General features: G+C 39.5%; 16 protein-coding genes. 9 read left to right on the forward strand and 7 right to left on the reverse strand.

From position 1 onward, the window contains the following. Nucleotides 1–8: 8 nt before the first annotated feature. Nucleotides 9–2330: a GumC family protein gene (locus BFL47_RS01775; protein ID WP_069658207.1), complete on the reverse strand. Its 2322-nt coding sequence runs from the start codon at nucleotides 2328–2330 to the stop codon at nucleotides 9–11. A gap of 42 nt (nucleotides 2331–2372) precedes the next feature. After that, nucleotides 2373–3173, reverse strand: a complete 801-nt coding sequence (locus tag BFL47_RS01780) for a polysaccharide biosynthesis/export family protein (protein ID WP_069658086.1) — start codon at nucleotides 3171–3173, stop codon at nucleotides 2373–2375. Nucleotides 3174–3396: 223 nt separating this feature from the next. Here BFL47_RS01780 and BFL47_RS01785 point away from each other — a divergent pair, with 223 nt between their 5' ends. The 5 genes from BFL47_RS01785 (at nucleotide 3397) to BFL47_RS01805 (ending at nucleotide 11707) form a co-directional block, all read left to right on the forward strand. Continuing rightward, nucleotides 3397–4662, forward strand: coding sequence for an MFS transporter (locus BFL47_RS01785; protein ID WP_069658087.1), 1266 nt, complete (start codon nucleotides 3397–3399; stop codon nucleotides 4660–4662). A gap of 156 nt (nucleotides 4663–4818) precedes the next feature. Next, nucleotides 4819–7896: a SusC/RagA family TonB-linked outer membrane protein gene (locus BFL47_RS01790; RefSeq protein ID WP_069658088.1), complete on the forward strand. Its 3078-nt coding sequence runs from the start codon at nucleotides 4819–4821 to the stop codon at nucleotides 7894–7896. A 15-nt stretch (nucleotides 7897–7911) separates the two neighbouring features. Continuing rightward, nucleotides 7912–9711 carry a RagB/SusD family nutrient uptake outer membrane protein gene (locus BFL47_RS01795; protein ID WP_069658208.1) on the forward strand — a complete coding sequence of 600 codons (1800 nt, stop codon included), beginning with the start codon at nucleotides 7912–7914 and terminating at the stop codon, nucleotides 9709–9711. A 28-nt stretch (nucleotides 9712–9739) separates the two neighbouring features. Then, on the forward strand, nucleotides 9740–10726 hold the full coding sequence (locus BFL47_RS01800; protein ID WP_211480910.1) for a metallophosphoesterase: 987 nt from the start codon (nucleotides 9740–9742) through the stop codon (nucleotides 10724–10726). A 402-nt stretch (nucleotides 10727–11128) separates the two neighbouring features. Next, the gene (locus tag BFL47_RS01805) at nucleotides 11129–11707 is read left to right on the forward strand and encodes an SRPBCC family protein (protein ID WP_069658089.1); all 579 of its coding nucleotides are present in this window, start codon (nucleotides 11129–11131) and stop codon (nucleotides 11705–11707) included. Between the two features lie 142 nt (nucleotides 11708–11849). Here BFL47_RS01805 and BFL47_RS01810 read toward each other — a convergent pair whose 3' ends face one another. From BFL47_RS01810 to BFL47_RS20145, 3 genes are read right to left on the reverse strand one after another with little or no spacing between them, the layout of a single operon-like run. Continuing rightward, nucleotides 11850–12305 carry a TolC family protein gene (locus BFL47_RS01810; RefSeq protein ID WP_069658090.1) on the reverse strand — a complete coding sequence of 152 codons (456 nt, stop codon included), beginning with the start codon at nucleotides 12303–12305 and terminating at the stop codon, nucleotides 11850–11852. Further along, nucleotides 12253–12561, reverse strand: a complete 309-nt coding sequence (locus BFL47_RS20140) for an HlyD family secretion protein (protein WP_069658091.1) — start codon at nucleotides 12559–12561, stop codon at nucleotides 12253–12255. The genes BFL47_RS01810 and BFL47_RS20140 overlap by 53 nt, the downstream gene beginning before the upstream one ends. 41 nt (nucleotides 12562–12602) lie before the next feature. Beyond that, nucleotides 12603–13196 carry an HlyD family secretion protein gene (locus tag BFL47_RS20145; protein ID WP_069658092.1) on the reverse strand — a complete coding sequence of 198 codons (594 nt, stop codon included), beginning with the start codon at nucleotides 13194–13196 and terminating at the stop codon, nucleotides 12603–12605. 210 nt (nucleotides 13197–13406) lie between these two features. Between BFL47_RS20145 and BFL47_RS01825 the strand changes: the two genes are divergently transcribed. Beyond that, nucleotides 13407–13733 (forward strand): MarR family winged helix-turn-helix transcriptional regulator, encoded by a 327-nt coding sequence (locus BFL47_RS01825; protein ID WP_170827246.1) that lies wholly within the window; start codon nucleotides 13407–13409, stop codon nucleotides 13731–13733. Between the two features lie 102 nt (nucleotides 13734–13835). On the opposite strand, the gene BFL47_RS19120 is transcribed toward BFL47_RS01825, so the two are convergent. Then, nucleotides 13836–14012, reverse strand: a complete 177-nt coding sequence (locus BFL47_RS19120; RefSeq protein ID WP_211480911.1) for a hypothetical protein — start codon at nucleotides 14010–14012, stop codon at nucleotides 13836–13838. A gap of 109 nt (nucleotides 14013–14121) precedes the next feature. Continuing rightward, complete coding sequence (locus BFL47_RS01830) at nucleotides 14122–15621, reverse strand: acyl-CoA dehydrogenase family protein (protein ID WP_069658094.1); 1500 nt, start codon at nucleotides 15619–15621, stop codon at nucleotides 14122–14124. Nucleotides 15622–15966: 345 nt separating this feature from the next. Between BFL47_RS01830 and BFL47_RS01835 the strand changes: the two genes are divergently transcribed. The 3 genes from BFL47_RS01835 (at nucleotide 15967) to BFL47_RS01845 (ending at nucleotide 19209) form a co-directional block, all read left to right on the forward strand. After that, nucleotides 15967–16797, forward strand: a complete 831-nt coding sequence (locus BFL47_RS01835) for a glycerophosphodiester phosphodiesterase family protein (RefSeq protein WP_245681273.1) — start codon at nucleotides 15967–15969, stop codon at nucleotides 16795–16797. After that, complete coding sequence (locus BFL47_RS01840; RefSeq protein WP_245681274.1) at nucleotides 16794–17789, forward strand: alpha/beta hydrolase; 996 nt, start codon at nucleotides 16794–16796, stop codon at nucleotides 17787–17789. The genes BFL47_RS01835 and BFL47_RS01840 overlap by 4 nt, the downstream gene beginning before the upstream one ends. Nucleotides 17790–18039: 250 nt before the next feature. After that, nucleotides 18040–19209: a glycosyltransferase family 4 protein gene (locus BFL47_RS01845; RefSeq protein WP_069658096.1), complete on the forward strand. Its 1170-nt coding sequence runs from the start codon at nucleotides 18040–18042 to the stop codon at nucleotides 19207–19209. The last annotated feature ends 7 nt before the right edge of the window (nucleotides 19210–19216 follow it).

Genomic DNA, 19216 nt, shown 5'->3' on the forward strand with positions numbered 1-19216 from the left:
TGTAACACTTAATTTTTACTGAATAGACTCTTAATTTTTGCTCCTAAACCAGCACGCTCATCGCCATAATTATAATTACCGTAAGCATAATCAGTACCAGGGCCCATTCTGATATCATTCATCACGATAGCCAGACGTTTCATTTCGTTTTCTTTCAGAAGATCCTCTACGATAGAAAGCTGTGATTTTGATGTAACACGTTGTCTGACTAAATAAAGGCATAAATCGGCGTATTCTGCCAGTAACTGCGCATCAATCACCACCCCTACTGGGGGAGCATCAACAATTATATAATCGAACCGTTCTTTCAAGTCCTTGAATAATACAGCAATTCGACTATTCATCAGTAATTCAGCTGGATTGGGCTGAGTTTCTCCAGAACTGATCACGAATAAATTATCCAATACACCCGATGGCCTAATGATCTGTTCAGGGATCATCTTATCATCCATAATATAATTTGTAAAACCAACACTGTTATCCACTCCTAATTTAGAGGAGAGGCCTGATTTACGCAGGTCAAGTTCCATTAGTAACACTTTTTTACCCGATATCGCCAATACACTACCTAGATTAATAGAGGTAAAAGACTTCCCTTCATTAGCCATACTGGACGTTAGCAGAATTACTTTTTCATCCGCAGCCTTCAAATAGAAGAACAATCGGGTTCGCAATGCCCTGAACTGCTCTGCTATTGGCGACCTTGGGTTATGAGCGACAATCAAATTGTCCGATCCTGAATTATGGCCAATCTCACCGATCACCGGCACCTGTGTTCCCTTAACGATATCATCTTTTCTTTCGATCAGACTATTCAGCAAAAACCCGGTATAGATCACAGTAGATGGTAATATTAACGCCAGAAGTGCGGCTATTGAATAATAAACGGGCACCTTAGGACTTATTTTCTCCTGTGTTTTAGGAGGGTCAATTTTTTTAGAATTAGGTGTATTATACGTTTTCCCTATCGCCGCTTCTTCACTTTTTTGCATCAAAAAGATATACAGCTGCTGTTTAATCTGCTGTTGGCGTGCCAAATCTAGATAGTTACGTTCTATTTCAGGCACACCTTGTACTTTTCCCGCAACGGTCTGCACTTGCTTCTGCAGAGAATTACGGGTGATGTTCAAAGAATTTCTACTACTGGATAAACTGCTTAACATATCTGCACGAAGGTTAGCGATCCGCTCGTTAATATTCGTGATTACAGGATTTTCGGCAGTTACTCCTACCATCCTGCGGTCTCGCTCCAGTAGAAGCGTATTGTATTTATCAACCAGACTGCTAAATGTTGGATCGGATACAACTAATGAACCCGGTACAATACGATCGTTTCCAGCATTTTTTTGCAGGTAATCCTGAAGGCTGCTCAATACGCTGATCTGCGTTTCTACTTTGGCTACTTCATCAGAAAATTGACTGGTATTTTGAACCATTACTCTGGATTGTTCACCCATTTCAGCAATCTGATTCCGTTGTTTAAAATTTTGAATATTTCCTTCCAGATCACCAAGCTCACCACCAAGGTAACTCAACCGGTTCTGAATAAACTTGACACTGCTATCAGCTAACGTATTACGGTCTTCCAAATTAGATTGTACATAAATATCCAGCAATTTATTCAGGATATCTTCCCCTTTTTTAGGCACTGGATAAACTAAGTTAAGGTCTATAATACCCATCTGCTTAGCCAGTAATGCTACCGTCAAGTTACCACTCAGGCGGTTCACTGCCTGGTCTACAGAAGAAAGTGTAAATGCGTATTGTTCCGGTTTTAATCCAGGTTGTGGATTAACCAGTTTAATCCTTCCGATGTGGTCCAATTTAAGCGACTGGTTAAAGTCAATTATGGTATCGAGCACATCATTTTCCAGATGTATTTTTTTATCTCCCAGAACCTCAGCATCAAAGTGAGTGAAACGGATAGTATCCACAGGCTCAGAAATTTGAACCGTAAAGGGTGGAGTATATAATTCTTCATCTCTGATCGGACCTTTACTGAAGTACGTAATGTTCAGCTTCATGTCATTCACAACTCGCTCCATTAGGTACTTGGTTTGTAAAACCACCGCTTCCTCATCTACGATAGAGGCCGTTGCTACTCCAAATTCAGTAGAAAGGGAGTTATCGGTCGAAGTGGAAGGTGCGCCACGGTTGGAGTTATTGATTTTGATCAGCGCATGTATGTTATACATGGGCGTGGTATACATCACATAAAAAAAGACGGCAGTAAAAAAAACGATGAAAGCCAGTAGAAACCATGGCCATGCGGCTTTCATCTTCTTCCAAAGCTGACTGTAATTCGTCTCTTCATTCTCGTCGAATGACATTCCTGTATTGTTTATTCTGCTCATAAAAAGAGGATATAGCCTTTAATAAATTCTTGTAATAATGAGAACAATTGTCGAAAGAGCGGATAAAGCAATAACTGCAGTAGACCTGGCAGTACTGTTTAAAGAAAACACCTTAGCTTTATTCGGTTCTACATAGACCACGTCATTCTGCTTCAGAAAATAATAAGGACTTTTGAAAATATCAGAGGAGTTAATACTTACTGTTCCGTATTCTTTCCTTCCGTTTACATCACGGATAACCATGATATTTTCCCTTTTTCCATATAAAGTCAGATCGCCTGATAAGCTTAGGGCATCTAGTATCGTCACTCTTTCATTAGGTAAGGTATACGATCCTGGTCTGTTGACTTCACCAAGAACTGAAATCTTAAAGTTCGCAAAGCGAACGCTAACATTTGGTTTCTGATAATATCTTGCTGCTTTAGTACGGATTAACTCCCTTGCTTCATAAGTTGTCAGTCCGGATACTTTAATCTTGCCAATAATAGCAAGCTCAATTTCACCATTCTTATCTACCGAAAATCCTTCTATCTCGCGGGAACTTGGATTTCTTGGTGTTCCCATCGTTTCCAGTGTGGTGGATTGATTGACTACCGCTGAAGTCGTTGGATCAACTGTAATGATCGATAATGATAAAATATCATCAGGTTGAATAACCGGCTCGGTAAAATTGGTAACCGAATCCAGCCGCTTCCGGTCTGTTTGGCTTAAGTTCTGAAAATACGGAATATTTTTAGTACTTACACAAGAAGAAATAAGGGTGATGCCAGAAATAATTATGAAGTTGAAGGCGAAAATTTTCAAAAATTTGTGTGTCATAGATTAAGAATATGCATAAAGTAAATGAACGTAAACAAAAGTATCACTTATGATCCCGCTCGTGGTACACATCTAATACACAAAAGCCTTCCCAGAAAATGTGAAAATATGTTCAATGTGCTTAATAATTATCTCCTTAGTTAAGCTCAAAATCAATTTACTGACTATTGGTATGACGATTTTAGTATAAATTCTTTATAATTGATAACGATTATACGATGATATGAACACTGATGGCTCGGAGTCTGTAAAACCAGACCCTTATGCGGCGTTACGCTTTCCTGAATTCCGTGCTTACTTACTCATGCGTTTCTTTTTAACATTTGGATATCAGATTCAAGCTGTTGTAATTGGGTGGTACATATATCATCTGACTAAAGATCCATTATCACTGGGACTAATTGGTTTATGCGAGGCTATTCCGGCTGTGGGCATTTCACTCTATGGCGGTTATGTAGCTGATAAATCTGAAAAAACTAAGCTTCTGAAGATTATTATTGGAGGTATGATTACCTGTTCGGCAGTACTGTATCTCATCACTCTACCCGCTTTTTCTTCCAAACTCAGCACTGGCCATCTCGTAGGCATTATCTACGTGATGATCTTTTGCATTGGCATCTGCCGGGGATTTATGGGACCAACTACCTTTTCGCTCATGTCGTTGATCATCCCAAGAGAGCTTTATCCCAATTCATCCACCTGGAATAGTACCGGTTTCCAGATAGCGGCCATTGGCGGTCCCGCAGCAGGGGGATTGATCTACGCCTTTGCCGGAATCTCTATTACTTTTTTAACAATTTTGATATTTCTGTCTATTGCTTTATGCTGTATCTTTTTAATTAAAAAGAGAGAACCTGTATTTGTGCCAAAAGAAAGTATTTTTGAAAGTCTTTCTGTAGGAATCAAATTTGTATTTGGAAACAGGATGATGCTTGGCGCAATGAGTTTAGACATGTTCTCCGTATTTTTTGGCGGTGCTGTAGCTCTTATTCCAGTAATTGCAAGTGAAGTACTACATGTGGGGGCGGAAGAGTTCGGCATAATGAGAGCTACACCGGCAATAGGAGCCGTACTAACCATGCTTTTCATGGCTCGTCACTCCCCTATGAATAAACCCTGGAGAAATCTGCTGATTGCCGTAACAGGATTTGGAGTCTCGATCATCTGTTATGGACTGTCTACAAATTTTTACCTGACCCTTTTCTTTCTCTTCTTCGAGGGAGTTTTTGATAGTGTGAGTGTCGTCATCCGGTCTACAATCATGCAGCTGCTTACTCCTGATGATATGAGGGGACGAGTATCTGCCGTCAACTCAATGTTTATCGGATCTTCTAATGAAATCGGCGCTTTTGAGTCTGGTTTAACAGCCCGACTCATGGGAACAGTTCCAGCTGTCGTATTTGGAGGGACCATGACGCTGATTATTGTTACGGTTACCTATTTTAAAACCAAAGTATTAGTTCCGCTTGGGTTAAAGGAGATTGGATAAGTATTCTGAAAAATCCACTGCAACGGAAACACTAAGTTAACAAAAAGGACGAAGAATGTTAATTTAATTCGTAACTATTTGATTTACAATTACTAATAGTATTTTTTATAACATTAACCTTATACAGTGTTTACATGCCCCACATAAATTTGCCGCATGAAAAACTTTTATGCAGGTTTATTCCTATTTCTATATCTCTTCGCACAAAACAGCGAGGTTTTAGCCCAGGAGAAAACAACGGTAACTGGTATGGTTCAAGATATAAAAGGTCTTGGCTTACCTGGAGTATCCATCAATTTAAGCACCAATAAAGGGATTGGTACCACAACAGACCTTGAAGGCAAATTCAAACTAGCAGTACCAACGAACTCAATCGTACGCTTTTCGTACATTGGGTTCGAAAGTCAGGACATCAGCTTAAAAGGTAAAACACAAATTAACGTGATTTTACTAGAGAATCCCAATGCACTAGAAGAAGTGGTAGTAGTAGGTTATGGATCGCAAAAGCGAGGGAACTTAACCGGATCTGTGGCTTCAATCAATTCCGCAGAGATCAGCAGATCACAGGTAGCATCAGTATCCAATGCCCTTGCCGGGAAATTGCCTGGATTAATTACGTTGCAATCCAATGGAATGCCCGGCAGTGATCAATCAACGCTAAATATCCGAGGCTTCGGCTCTCCATTAGTACTGATCAATGGAATCGAAGGGAATATCAATTCCATCGATGCCAATGAGATCGAGTCAATATCGATACTGAAGGATGCTTCTGCATCGATTTACGGTGCACGGGCGGGAAATGGAGTCATACTGATTACCACTAAACGCGGAGTATTAGGTAAACCTATCATCTCCTTTAAAACTAGCTTTACAGCACAGGGAATTACATCAATGCCTGAACCGGGAAGTTCCGGCATGTATGCACAAATTCTCAGAGAAGGATGGATTCAAGGAGGACAACCGGAGGAAACAGCTCCTTATACTGCAGCAGAAATACAAAAATTTTATGATGGTACCGATCCGCAATATCCGAATACAGATTGGTTCGGACTTTTAGTGCGCGACTGGGCACCTCAGCAACAACATAGTGTTTCTGTCCGCGGTGGAAGCGAAGCCATAAAATACTTCGGCTTCCTTGGTTACCTGGATCAGGAAACAATCATGAAAAGAAGTGATGCCAGTTATTCCCGCTATAACTTACGTTCCAATATTGACGCTAAAATCACCAGGGGGCTGAGGGCTACCATGGATTTTTCAACTATTATTGAAGATGGTAAATTCCCGAGTCGAAATCTGGATGTAACGAACAGTATCTGGAGTGATTTATGGAATACCCGTCCAACATCTCCAGCTGTACTCCCGGACCCTACCAAAGTCTCATGGGCAGAAGGCGGAGGAACAGGTGGCGCTCATATTACTGGTGATAGAAGTCTATCCGGCTATTCAGATTACAAAAATCAGGACCTGCGCTTTAACTTTGACCTTACCTATGACTTCGCCTTCCTAAAAGGACTGCAAGCAAAGGGATTAATTAATTATGTGCAGGGCTACGGATCTACAAAAAAATTCCAAAAGCCAGTTGCCTTTTATACCTACGACTACGCTGCAGATATCTATTCTCCAGCTGGAAATTTTGGAACATCAGCTAACTTAAATTTAGGTCGCACCAGTAACAGGCAAATCAACAGACAGTTATCTTTAAAATACGACAAAACTATTAATACCAAACATGATTTCAGCATCCTTGCTTTATATGAAGACATTGACTACTTCAACGATGCTGTTCAAGCCGCACGCTCTAACTTCTTAACTCCAGCCATCGACGAAATACTGGCAGGTAGCACAGAAGGGATGACTAATGGGGGAAGTACTTCTGAAATGGGTAGAAAAAGTTTGGTGGGCCGTGTCAATTATACCTATTTAAACCGTTATATCTTTGAAACATCGATCCGCGCAGATGCATCAGCAAAATTCCCAACGTCTTCCCGTTGGGGTTATTTCCCAAGCGTGTCTGTTGGCTGGCGAGTGGAGCAGGAATCATTCATGAAATCCTTTGAATCCATTGATGCCCTGAAGTTACGGGCCAGTTATGGTATGTCAGGAAATGATGGTGTGGGCAACTTTCAATACCTAACAGGTTATGAAATTACAGGCGTCAGAACAGGAGGTTCTTATATCTTCGGAAACACGAAGTATCCGGGATTAGTATCCAAAGGCTTGGCTAATCCGGATTTAACCTGGGAAAACCTGAAAATCTTCAACGGAGGATTGGATTTATCTTTATGGAATGGCTTATTATACGCTAATATTGATGCGTTTTACAGAAAACGAACTGGTATTCCCGGCACACGCACTGCTACATTGCCCTCTTCTTTTGGCGCCACACTTCCCCCCGAAAACATTAACAGCACAGATACAAGAGGATTTGAACTGGTGCTGGGAACATCCCACCGAAGTGATAAATTTGACTGGAACATCGGTGCAAATCTCTCCTGGGCACGATCCAAGTGGTTATCTTTTGATGAGCCTGATTATACCGATCCCGACCAGATCAGACAAAATAAGAAAACTGGTAATTGGACGGACCGGACTTTTGGTTACCGGTCTGACGGTTTGTTCACCAGTCAGGAAGAAATTAATAATTTACCCTACGATCAGGATTTAAGAAAAAATGTTACTCTCCGTCCCGGGGATGTAAAATACCTGGATATGAATAATGATGCTGTAATTGATTGGAAAGACCAGGTTGAAATTGGTAAGGGCACTTTTCCAAGCTGGATGTATGGCATTAATACATCTTTTCGCTACAAGAGCTTCGATCTGGCATTATTACTTCAAGGTGCGTTTGGATTTAATATCCGCGCAGTGCTCAAGCAAAATTCAGTACCACCGGTCGTTTATTTCGAAAATAGATGGACAGAAGAAAATAATGACAAATATGCTTTTGTTCCACGCGTTGGCGGAGCTGCTTCAAATGGTTGGTTGTCTGATTATAACTTAGTAAACTCTAGTTATCTGCGACTGAAGAGTCTGAACATTGGTTATTCATTGTCCAGCAGCTTATTGAAATCAATCAATATTTCACAAGTCAGGTTCTTTGTAGCCGGCACCAACTTGTTAACATTTAGTAAATTGAACAAGTTTGAGCTCGATCCCGAAAGCCCATCAGGCTTAGGCAGCATCTACTATCCGCAGCTAAGAAACGTCTCCTTAGGCTTAGATCTCTCATTTTAATTAGCAATGAACATCATGATAAAATTTAAACATTTTAAAATAGTCACCATTATCACGCTTCTGATTACCGTTTCCTGCAATAAAGGGGTATTGGACAAAGTTCCCTTGGACATCATTTCAGATGCAGTGGTGTGGAATGATCAAGCCTTGGTAGAGGCCTACCTCACAGGAGCATACGTTAGTACCACCGTATTTACAAATGATGCAGTGGTGGTCGAAAGTTCAGCTCAGCCCTTCTTCGCCATGTTTTACGTCAATAACGTCAGCGATGAATCGAAGAGTACCTCTAATTTTTCAGGAAATGCCTATGTATTTAAGACGGGCGGACTAAAAATTCAGGGAGGTCTGATGGAATGGTGGGAAAAATCGTACAAAGTGATTCGCTCTTTAAATGAGCTGATCGAACGCTTACCGCAGTCAACCTTATCAGAAGAGTTCAAAAACAAGCGGATTGCAGAAGCCCGTTATTTAAGAGCCTTCAATTACTTTTATATGGTAAAACGATATGGAGGTGTGCCATTAATCAAGAAAGCGCAAAGCATCAATGATTCGCAGGAAGAATTGTATGCTTCCAGAAATTCTGAAAAAGAAGTGTATGACTTCATTTTATCGGAATTAAAGGAAATCAGTTCGATACTTCCGAAGATTCAGGCAGCCAATGACTGGGGACGCCCCACTAAGTTTGCCGCATTAGCTTTGACTTCAAGAGCTGCATTGTATGCCGGAAGTATTGCCAAATATGGCACTTTGCAATTAAACGGATTATTGGGATTTAACGCTTCGGAAGCCAACAGCTATTATCAACAGTCAGCGGATGCTTCCAGACAAATAATGGAAAGCAACCAATTCAAACTCTATGATGCAGATGCGGATAAGATTACCAATTTTAAAAACATCTTTCTTGTGAAGAAAAACGCAGAAGTGATTTTTGCAAAACAGCATGACGGAAGTAATAAAGATATTGGAGGTGCAGGCTGGGCATACGATTATTTCCAATGCCCGTACCCAAATGGCTGGGCAAATGGAATTCATGATGCCCCCTATCTGGAGGTAGTAGAATCGTTTGAAAACAAAGATGGAAGCTCCGGAAAGCTGGACCAGGCCGTTTTAAATAGTAAACTGTGGACCATGCAAGAGCTGTGGGGCAATAAAGATCCGCGCTTCCAGGCCACCATTTATACACAGGACACCAAATGGCAGGGACGAAATTTAAATTTCTACAATGGCATCCGTACCGCCGATGGTACCATATTAACGGTTGGTTCTTACCAGGGTGTACTGGCCAATGGAGATCAGAAAAGCACACAAACAGGTTTTGGAGTGATGAAATATCTGGACGAATCTAAAGAAAATGGCGATGGCTCCACTGCCGGGATCTTTGGATCTACACAAGACTACATTGTATTCCGCTATGCAGAAATACTATTAAACGATGCGGAAGCGGCTTATGAATTAGGCCTGACACCTGAAGCATTAGACGCCATAAATAAGATTAGGACACGAGCAGGAATAGCCTTGCTGACCAGTATAGACATGGAGCATATCCGAAATGAAAGAAAAGTAGAGCTCGCGTTCGAAGGGCATCGCTATTGGGACTTAAGAAGATGGCGATTAGCAGAAGACTATCTTTCGCGAAATGGACATGGTGTTCGTTATATTCTTGATCATGCTACAGGAAAGTTTTTAGTCAAGCTCAAGGATAAACAGGATGGCACGGTTACTTCTCCCCTATTTGGAAAGCAAAACTACTACTTCCCGATTACCTTGACACGAACGGCTAACAACGCCAACCTAGTCGAAAATCCAGGTTATTAACGCTTTAGGTACAAAAATAAGTAATTATATGAATCCGAATCACAACAGGCACGTTAGCCGCAACACGATCAAACACATCAGCTTAATAGCAGGCTTAATCCTGTTTAGTAATATTAACCTGTTCGCCCAGAAATTTACCATTCCTATCTTTCCGGATACTCAGGGCATGGTACAATCCAGACATGATATGTTTTTTAGTGAACTCCACTGGATTGCCGCCAAGCGAGATTCGTTGCATATCCCTTTTGTTTTGCATGTAGGAGATCTAGTCAACTTTGACAACATCACGCATTACGAAACAGCCAGCAAAGGTTTTGAAATTCTGGACAGTGCGAAAATACCCTATGTTATTGCTTTGGGTAATCACGATACGGAAGCGGTTGGCGTCAATAGCGGAAGTGCTGCACCCGGCAACGTAAACCTTAATTTAAGAAAAACCACTAAATTTAATCATTACTTCCCGACAAGCCGTTTTACGGCACAGAAAGGCAGATTCGAAAAGGATAAAAGCGATAATTCATATTACACTTTTGAAGTTGAAAACACAAGATGGTTAGTCATATCTTTAGAATTCTGTGCCAGGGAAGATGCGGCTAAATGGATGGATAAGGTAATAAGTAAACATCCAAAATACAATACCATCATTTTAACGCATTATCATTTAACGCCAAAGGGAGAAATAAATACAACCAATGCGGGTTATGGAGATATGAAGTCCTCTGACATTTTTGAGCGGTACATTAAACCCCACAAAAATGTGCTGATGGTATTGAGTGGCCATGTATGTTATTCTGCTTCCCGTGTGGACATGGGTTTAAAAGGAAACCAGATCTACCAGATTCTTCAGGATTATCAAAATGCAGATTCCGGCGGCGGTTACTTACGCCTTTTAGAAATTGATGTGGAGAAGAACACGATAATGGGTAAAATGTATTCTCCGTTTTATAATAAAGAGATAGAAGGGGACGAATCAAAAGTCGCTTTTTCTGATGTGAAATTTATTAAGAAAAAGTAATCATTGAAAAACCATTCTGTCTTAAGCCTGATTGATTTGTTTCTGATGTAAAGATCTATCCGTACAGGCCTTTTATCGTTGTAAATGTAAGGCCGTTTAACTGTCTGGTTTTTGTAAGGTATTTGGATAAAATACAAGGCATTTCCGTATAAGACATAGTATAAAATTCCAGTATGAATGCAATAAGATTCCGACATAAGTCCAACCTACACTACTTTAAGTCGGACTTTTGTTGGAATCTTACTGCTTGGAATTTACATTGAACAATAATCAGGTTACTAAAATAACAGGATTTTGCTGTTTAAAATCTGCAAATTACTTAATAGCCGGATCTTAAATCATACCAATTTATGGCATAATTATAGATAGATAAGGGTATTAAAAAAACTATCTATCTACATTATGGAAGCATCACAAGTTAAAAACATTGAGATCAAAAAAGATTTTCCAGTATCAAAAGAACAACTTTATGAGGCATGGACAAATGCTGATCATTTGAAAAAATGGTGGAAGCCATTGCATGCGACGTTGACTGAAGTGGACAATACTGTAGAAAAAGCAGGTAAAATAAAGTACACTTTTGAAAACAATGGAATAAAAGATTTCCTGATTATTACCGGCGAATACCTGGAAGTAGAAGAAAATACCAGGTTAGTTTATACCTGGGACTGGGTGACGAAAGAAGGTCCCTTAGGAAATGGAAGTTATAAACTAACCGTAAATTTTACAGATGCCGATCAAGGCAGTCAAATTGCGATTCTTCAGGAGAGCAATTCAAAAGACGAAGCAGTGATGCCGCATCAGGATGGTTGGGAAAAATCGCTTGAGGACTTACGCAATTATTTAAGTGTAGAACAAAATTCTGTGGATGACAAAGAAGTGGTAGAGCCAACTGCAGAGAATGAAAGCACTCATGAATCTGACTCATCAGATGTGGCTGGTTACAGAGAAGCACCGGACCAGCAAAAAGTTGGCGAATAAGCAGCGCTAAACCGCTCTTATAATTGTATTCCGACATCAGCCTATTTTTAATACTTATCTAAGCAGATAAGAATAAATAATCTCCTTAATTAATACCATACAGATGAACTGTAGTAGATTAACTAAGGAGATTATTTGTTTATTACCAGTATACAATTCCTGCTAAACGGGCAAGTTCCAGTTTAGCCAGGCAAAGTTGAAAGTCATATTGAAGCAACGCCAGTGAGGCGCGCTGCACATTGGTACCGGCATTAGTTAACTCCAGATTGGTACCTGTACCATTTTTATACCGGCTCTGCGCCAGTTTTTGTGCTTCTTTAGCCTCATCTACTTGTGTTTGTGCATTCAGCAGGCTGGATTGATTACTTTTTACATCATTCATCGATTGCCTGATATCTTTCAGATATCTGTTGCTCAGTGTCTCATATCCTAATTGAGTTTGCTTAAGCATACTTTGAGCTACTATAATCTTTTTATCAGATCTGCCACCTTCATAAATCGGAATATGCAGGGATACCCCTGCGGAGTAACGGTATCTGAATTGGTCAATATCTGGGGTATATCCATTGGAATAAAGGGAGAAGGGAAAATTTAGCATCTGTGGCATTACTGAAGTCCACTATTTTACCCTTAATCTCCTGATCGGGATAGCCATCTACTTCAACATGAACAGGCTGACCTATTTTCATGTGTTCAATTTGCGTTTCTTTAAAGTTGGCTACAATCCAATATTGTTCGTTGCTGATGATACTGAAAAGCTGCTGTCCGGGTTGGACATATTGCCCCTTCTGCAAATGAGTTTCACCCAATTGCCCATTTGCAGGAGCAGTAATCTGCGTGTAGGAAAGTTGCAATTCAGCCTTTTCAAGGGCTGCTTCTCTTATGGCGACATTGGCTATGGCCCGCTGTATTTGTGCATTTGCATACCGGATTGCGTGCTAACCTGCAATACCCTGGTTTTACTGGAGGCTAATTGTTTTAGAGCCACCTGTGAAGCTGCTTTACTATTATCTAACTGATGTTCGGTGATAGAACCTTCATTATATAAGGCTTGATCACGTTTTAAATCAAGAGCAGCTTTTTCCCGGTTTACCTGCTCTACCCCTACTCCTGCGCTAGCTACATTTTTATCAGAACCAAGATTGTTCAGTTGTTCCTGCGCATTGGTTAAATCAGCTTTCGCTACAGCCAGATCAGCAAGAGCTTGCTGAACCGCTAACTTATATTCTCGGTCATCTATGGTAATGAGCAATTGACCGGCTTTTACTGATTGATAATCTTTAAGCTCAAAGACGTTGATATATCCGGATACTCTACTTAGAACCGGAATTGCATTGCTTTCGATTTGCGCATTATCGGTGCTTTCATAGGTCATTGCATGATGAATGGTAGTACCGGCATAACTGAGCAGGGCTAATGCGATAATAGTAATACTAAGAATTTGTATTCTCTTTTTAGTAGAATTAGATTTGCCTTCTTGCTGTTGCATAAAAACCGTTTTTGTATGTTTATGAAAAAGGTAAACTTAGTTTACTAAATAGTATATTTCTGACATAAATATGACAAATTTAATTTTATGGAAAATCAAGAGAACAGTAAAATAGTACATAAAATAGTTTACATATTAAAAAGATTGACTGACGAATGGGGAGACATTCATGTTTGTTAGGCCTTCAATTCAAACTTTAAGATGTCATATATGCCCACTTTCATGTGTATTGGGTTGCAGGGCATCTCAAACAGTGAGGTTGCCAGGGAGCTTAAAGTGACTAAAATGGCAGCAAGCAAAATTATTAAGGAACTACAGGAACTGGGCTTGGTACGAAGTGAAAAGAATTTGACGGATGCGCGTTCGGAGACCTTATATTTAACAGAGGAGGGCGAAATCTTTAATCGAAAGCTGAAGAGCATATATGCCGACCAGATAAATGAATACAAAAAGGTAGTAGGAAATGCGAATTATGAAACCGCTATAGATGTGCTATTGCAGATCAATCATTATCATGAATCATTGAAACTAAAGTAATTTTAATGATTCATGATCTGATTTCGGTTACTAAATTAACCGTTAGTATTTCTAGAAGGTATATACATAGTTGGCTAGCAAGTAACCAATAGCAACAGCTGTTCAGGTACCAATTAATCCAGGAATCATAGAACTGTGGTTAAAAATATACTTGCCAACGTGTATGGTTCCAGAGCGGTCGAAACTGATAGTCGCCAGGTCGGTAGGATAAAAGCAGAAGAAAAAGGAAGCATAAGATGCGGGGATACAACCAACCAGTGTGGCTACGGGAACTCCCAAAAAAGCAAAACTGTTACTTTTTGTACATAAGAGAGGCTGTATCGTTGGTTAAGTTAGCATGCCGGAGAGCATGATCGGTACCTATGATACAGCCTTTGAATTTTATTTATTATGCAAATTTAAGCCACGAGCTATTATCTGAATAGTCGTCAACAACCTGAACGATATTATCAAACTTAAATGAGCACATCAGGGAGGAGATTTCCTGCTGTACCATGGTGATACAGTTTTCAATCAAGTCTTTCCTGAAACCTTTAGCCTCAAGATCCAATACGTATCCCACTGAAACAATTCTTCCAAGAATCTTACCTAGATCAACAAGCTTACGCTGAGAGATGGTGTTACTAATTGAAAAGCTTAGGTCTTTTTTGAAATGCAAACAAGCTTCGGCTGTTACTTTAAAATCTTTAAGGAAATCAAACAGGTTCAGTTGTTTTTGTTTTTTCATCAGACGGGTAACCATTTCGGCTATCTGCGCATACAGCATTTCGTTAGAGCCTTCAAAGATTTGGAAAGGTCGGCTATCCATAATTCCACGACCACCAATATGGCTGATGCGGTATCCGTTTGCACCGGAAACCTGAACCAATAACTGGGCAGATTCTTGCATTAAATCAGTTACAACGGCTTTCATACTATTCGCTTCAAGGCCATCGGTTGCCAAGTTGTGCTCAATTCCACTGATCTGGCTACTCTTAGCACACATGGCTGAACAAATGGTAAAGGCAGATTGGATTCGGGCAATCTGATGTTGCACCTGATCCATGGATAATAAGTTTCCGGCTCCAACCATTCTATTCTTGCAGTGGTTAATGGCTTCGTCCATCATGCGTTTGATAAAGCCCATACCCATTCCTGGGAATTGCATTCTGCTTCGATGTAAAATATCAAGCATCATTTTAATACCTGTAGTCTCCGGTTCTAATTTGAATTTAGAGGGAACTTCAATATCCAAGGTGTTTAATCCGTAAGGAATCATGTAAAGTCCTAAACTATCATAAAGTTCCTCCACTACTACCTGCTGATTCCTTTGAGCGGTATCGCAGATAAAAAAGTCGATATCCCTGCTTAGTTCACCATTGTCTATTGATTTCCGACAAGCAATCAACCAATAATCAGCTAAACCGGTAAGTCCTTGCCAATGTTTAGTACCCTTGATTGCATAGCCGTCATTGATTAGTGTATGGCATGTTTTCATGTTTAAGGCATCGCTTCCAAAGTCGGGCTCAGTGATCATGAGTCCACCCATATTCTGATTCATCAGAAAGCGGTCGAAGATCTCCTTTTTTGCGCCTTCGTTTGCATATTTAGAAATAGGTTCTAAAAAAAGAGCAATGTTTATTCCGAATGTCAGTGAAAGAGGAAGTGATTCGTAGGATGCTGCAGCTAATAAGCCTAAGCATTCTTTTACTTTGCTTCCACGGCCTCCGTATTGTTCAGGAATAGCAACGGCTAAAGGCACTTTGGACATAATTCCACTCATAACTGAAGGAGGAAGACCTCTTTCAAGGCTGAGTTTGTTTATATCTGCTTTTTCGTGAAATAAATGTCTTAGTGTTTCTTCGAACTCTTTAATAAACTCTGAAAAACTAGTTGTAGTCAATGTCATATGCAAAGATAATTATCTTAGTAGTAGGTTATAGGAGTATAAACAAATTATTAACGATTTAGTTGTATGAACAGTTAAAATCTTTCATTATAATGTCATTTCTCTGATTAAAGACCACTCATGTGTTTTTAAATTTAAGATTTAATGGCATAATATTAATATACATGCTTAAGTGATAAACTTACCTTAGCAACAAATATCAGATACATAGCACCAGCTACTTTGGAGGTTATTATCAGGTACTTCAATTCGATATAAATGGACATGGTGATCAAAAATAATAATCTTGTTAAAATCCAATACCTAATTCTGCTTACCTTGTTGATGTGTATATCTTATCTTACTATGGCACAAGGGAAAATTGATATTGAAGGACACAGAGGATGCAGGGGACTGATGCCTGAAAACACTATACCGGCTATGAAAAAAGCAATGGATTTAGGCGTTACTACCTTGGAGATGGATATTGCCATTAGTAAGGATCAACAGGCGGTATTGTCACATGATCCTTTTATGTCAGCAGATTTCGTATTGAAACCAGATGGGCAGCCAGTAACAGCAGCAGAGTCTAAAAGCTTAAAAATTTACGAGCTTAACTATGAGGAGATCCGGAAATTTGATGTGGGAAGCAGGGGTAACGCCAAGTTTCCGAAACAGCAAAAAATGGCAGCATATAAACCTTTGCTGAGCGATCTAATTGATTCAACTGAGGCTTATGCCAGGAATTTTAATTTACCGACACCTTACTATAATATTGAAACGAAGGTTTCTCCGGAAGGAGATGGTATTTATCATCCGGAACCAGAAGGTTTTATGAAAATGCTGATACCTGTCATCTTAAGTAAAGGCATTGAAAAAAGGGTGATCATTCAATCTTTTGATCCCCGAACACTGGAAATTGTACACCGTGATTATCCGGAAATTAAAACAGCGCTGTTGGTGGAAAATAAGGAAGGCCTTGAGATTAACTTAAAAAGACTAAGCTTCAAACCAACAATATACAGTCCTTATTATCTTCTTGTTGACGACCAAACAATCAGGGATTGCCATAAACAAGAGATTAAAATTATTCCATGGACGGTCAATACGCAGGCTGCTATTGAAGATTTGATCAACAAGGGAGTGGATGGCATTATTACTGACTACCCGGATTTGTTAATCCATAAAAACAAATGAATTTGAGAATAGGATTAAAGATACTTGGAGCAGCGATCTTACTCCTGATTGTTGTTTATTTCTGCGGCCCTTATCCTAAGACTCCATTTTATACGACTCAACTGCCTGTTGTTCCGGAGTTGAAGGATCTTGATGCATACATTACTGAAAAAGAAGGTAAATTAGCTGTTAAACAAGGAAACGGAGCAAAAGTTATTTGGGCAGACCGTGCGGCTAAAACCCAAACTGAATATGCGGTAGTTTATCTGCATGGATTTGGTTCAAGTCATGAAGAAGGCAATCCTGTACATCGGGCATTTGCAAAAAAGTTTCACTGCAACCTGTACTTATCAAGGCTGGCAGATCATGGTTTAATTACTAAAGAGCCAATGATTGATTTTAGTGCAGAAAGACTTTGGCAATCTGCATTGGAAGCTTATGCAATCGGTAGAAAGCTTGGTAAAAAAGTAATTTTAATGAGTACCTCTACAGGGGGCACAATATCATTAAAACTAGCAGCAGATTATCCTGAGATCAATAGTCTGATCCTATTATCACCAAATATTAAGATCAATAATGACAATTCCTGGTTGCTAAATAATCCATGGGGACTACAGATTGCACGACAAATTTCAGGAGGCAACTATTTAAGGTCCCAGATAAAAACAAAAGAATACAGTAAATACTGGTATCCATATTATAGGCTTGAGGCCGCTGTTGAGCTTCAGGAACTTATTGAAACGACGATGTTACCTTCCACTTTTAAAAAGGTTAGACAACCAGTTCTTCTTCTGTATTATTATAAAGATCAGGCCCACCAGGACAATGTGGTAAAGGTTGATGCCATGCTTAACATGTTTAATGAGCTTGGAACGCCAGTTCGTTTAAAACGTAAGGCAGCTATTCCAAATGCAGGAAACCATGTAATCGGATCATGGATCAAATCGAAAGATATTAAGATGGTTGAAAGGGAAACAGCACGTTTTGGATCTGAAATATTGAAGCTGCATTGATTTATAATTGATCCGCAGCTCCTCCAAAAGTATTGCGATATGCATCTATCGATATAATCAACCTATCCATCGGCACATATAATTAATTTTTTTAAAAGAATAAACTTATCCGACAAAATTTATTCTTTTAAAATTTAGCTGAAGTAATTGTATAGTTATTGAAAAAAAACAACGATATCGACTGATAATTTAATTTTCTCCTCATTCTATAGTAACAAGAAGATGGTAGCTTGCCATCCAAAGTTTGATTATGAAGAGGATTAAAGTGGCATTTTTTGCTGAAATTTTAATAGAAGATTTTGATGGTGCTTCACGTACCATGTTTCAGCTTATAAAAAGAATCAATCCAGAGGATTTTGAATTTCTTTTTATTTGTGGAGTAGGGCCCGATCAACTTTACGGATTTGAATGCATGCGTATTCCTACTATTACACTGCCGGTTAATCATACTTATAAAATGGCTTTACCTGTTTTTGCGCAGAGCAGAATTAAGGAAAAGCTGTTAAGTTTTTATCCAGACGTAGTACATATTGCTACACCTTCCCTATTGGGACACTTTGCAATGAAATATGCGCGTCGGCGACTCATTCCCATTATATCAATTTACCATACCCACTTTATATCTTATATTGATTACTATTTAAAGCATGCCTCATTTCTAATTGGTGCTATTAAACCTATGATCGCTGAGAGTCAAAGAAAATTCTATAATCAGAGTAACTTAACCTATGTACCTTCAGAAAGCATTTCAGCTGAATTATGTGACATGGGGATTGAGGGTAGTCGTTTAAAAATATGGAAAAGAGGGTTCGATGCCTCTATTTTCTCACCGACAAAAAAAGACTTAGGTATCATTAGGAAAATTACAGAAAACACATTTCCAACTATCCTATTTGCAAGCAGATTGGTTTGGGAAAAGAACCTGGAGACCCTATTTGGTGTTTATGATGAATTAATCAAAAAGAAAATAGACATTAACCTTTTAATTGCAGGGGATGGGATAGCTGAAGATGCGTGCAGAGCAAGAATGCCTAAAGCTTTTTTTGTTGGCAAAAAGAATCATGAGGACCTGGCTGTTTTATATGCTTCATCTGATATTTTTCTTTTCCCTTCTATTTCGGAGACCTTTGGAAATGTGGTGTTAGAGGCAATGGCATCGGGATTACCTTGCGTAATCGCAGATGGGGGTGGTTCTAAAGACTTCATTGAAGATGGAGTAAATGGTTTGAAATGCGATGCAGAAAACGCAATGGATTACATGAGTAAAATACAGTTACTGCTGGAAAACGAAATGCTTCGGGAACAGTTTTCAAAGGCGGGATTGGCATATAGTAAACGGTGCAACTGGCAACAACTGGTTCAAACGTATTTTGAAGATATACAATTTCTTTCTGCTGAATCGCTGCAGGTTGCTGTTTAATGTCCTT

The sequence above is a fragment of the Arcticibacter eurypsychrophilus genome (assembly GCF_001730525.1).
Classification (GTDB): domain Bacteria; phylum Bacteroidota; class Bacteroidia; order Sphingobacteriales; family Sphingobacteriaceae; genus Arcticibacter; species Arcticibacter eurypsychrophilus.

Excerpts from the sequence above, each read along its gene's own strand:
- BFL47_RS01775 (WP_069658207.1), bottom strand. The coding sequence starts at position 2,330 with ATGTCATTCGACGAGAATGAAGAGACGAATTACAGTCAGCTTTGGAAG.
- BFL47_RS01780 (WP_069658086.1), bottom strand. The coding sequence starts at position 3,173 with ATGACACACAAATTTTTGAAAATTTTCGCCTTCAACTTCATAATTATT.
- BFL47_RS01785 (WP_069658087.1), top strand. The coding sequence starts at position 3,397 with ATGAACACTGATGGCTCGGAGTCTGTAAAACCAGACCCTTATGCGGCG.
- BFL47_RS01790 (WP_069658088.1), top strand. The coding sequence starts at position 4,819 with ATGAAAAACTTTTATGCAGGTTTATTCCTATTTCTATATCTCTTCGCA.
- BFL47_RS01795 (WP_069658208.1), top strand. The coding sequence starts at position 7,912 with ATGATAAAATTTAAACATTTTAAAATAGTCACCATTATCACGCTTCTG.
- BFL47_RS01800 (WP_211480910.1), top strand. The coding sequence starts at position 9,740 with ATGAATCCGAATCACAACAGGCACGTTAGCCGCAACACGATCAAACAC.
- BFL47_RS01805 (WP_069658089.1), top strand. The coding sequence starts at position 11,129 with ATGGAAGCATCACAAGTTAAAAACATTGAGATCAAAAAAGATTTTCCA.
- BFL47_RS01810 (WP_069658090.1), bottom strand. The coding sequence starts at position 12,305 with ATGCTAAATTTTCCCTTCTCCCTTTATTCCAATGGATATACCCCAGAT.
- BFL47_RS20145 (WP_069658092.1), bottom strand. The coding sequence starts at position 13,196 with ATGCAACAGCAAGAAGGCAAATCTAATTCTACTAAAAAGAGAATACAA.
- BFL47_RS01825 (WP_170827246.1), top strand. The coding sequence starts at position 13,407 with ATGCCCACTTTCATGTGTATTGGGTTGCAGGGCATCTCAAACAGTGAG.
- BFL47_RS01830 (WP_069658094.1), bottom strand. The coding sequence starts at position 15,621 with ATGACATTGACTACAACTAGTTTTTCAGAGTTTATTAAAGAGTTCGAA.
- BFL47_RS01835 (WP_245681273.1), top strand. The coding sequence starts at position 15,967 with ATGGCACAAGGGAAAATTGATATTGAAGGACACAGAGGATGCAGGGGA.
- BFL47_RS01840 (WP_245681274.1), top strand. The coding sequence starts at position 16,794 with ATGAATTTGAGAATAGGATTAAAGATACTTGGAGCAGCGATCTTACTC.
- BFL47_RS01845 (WP_069658096.1), top strand. The coding sequence starts at position 18,040 with ATGAAGAGGATTAAAGTGGCATTTTTTGCTGAAATTTTAATAGAAGAT.